This is a genomic window from Priestia sp. P5_B4, assembly GCF_056400385.1.
Genome location: NZ_JBFULJ010001310.1, coordinates 1 through 764, shown reverse-complemented (window position 1 = coordinate 764; position 764 = coordinate 1). Strand labels below are relative to the sequence as shown.

Genomic DNA, 764 nt, shown 5'->3' with positions numbered 1-764 from the left:
TTACTTTTAAAAGTTAACAGAGGAAAGAAGAACATGTTTTCAAGAAACGGCTAATATGCAAAAATCATCATTCTCTCATTCATTAAATGGATGAGAGAATGGTGATTTTAGAACTCTCTTACTTGTTCGTTGGCAACCTCTTGTTATTTTATTTCAATTGCCGAGGCTTTGTTATCCCAATCCGAAGCCATATTAGCAGTTTTACCATACCAATCCGAGTGTCTAAACGAAACTCCTTTTCCGTATCCTTGAGATGAAGTATGCTCCCAGAGAGTTGTTGAATAGCTTGAAGAAGGTGATGCCGTGCTTAAGGACGAAATCCTGTCATTCCAGCTAGAAGGCAAGTTTTTAAAACCGTCTCTCCAATAAATGTACTGACCTCCTTTATTTTTAGACTCGTAGAAATCCGTACAACAAGCACCACTACCCATCGTAGTGACTTTGTTTTGAAGTCTCTGTTTATCCTTTTCAATAAACGCGTTCAAAGCTTCCCTGCTCGTAAACCCGTATGCCAACCAAGCGCCCTCTTTATTCTGTTTAGGTAGAACCATGGTTACTTTTATATCTTTGTTAGAAATGCTATTCATTTTAGCTTGAGAATCTACATCTTTTCCATCGACAGTTACATAATCGAATATTTTAATTGTATAGTCTTTTTCTGCATACGCGCCGTTTGCAGGTCCTGTTGTAAATCCCATCACAACAAAAAGAAAACATAGTGCGAAAAGGAAACGTTTTACTTGCAAGTCCTTCACTCCCTTATT

General features: G+C 37.7%; 1 protein-coding gene. It reads right to left on the bottom strand.

Annotated elements, in window-relative coordinates:
• Positions 1-143 precede the first annotated feature (143 nt).
• A complete protein-coding gene (locus AC1DRF_RS30670) occupies positions 144-698 on the bottom strand; it encodes a hypothetical protein (RefSeq protein WP_427077161.1) in 555 nt (184 codons plus the stop codon).
• Positions 699-764 lie beyond the last annotated feature (66 nt).

What these genes read in the sequence shown, in the direction of transcription:
- AC1DRF_RS30670 (WP_427077161.1), bottom strand. Translation starts at nt 698, where the DNA reads ATGGGATTTACAACAGGACCTGCAAACGGCGCGTATGCAGAAAAAGAC.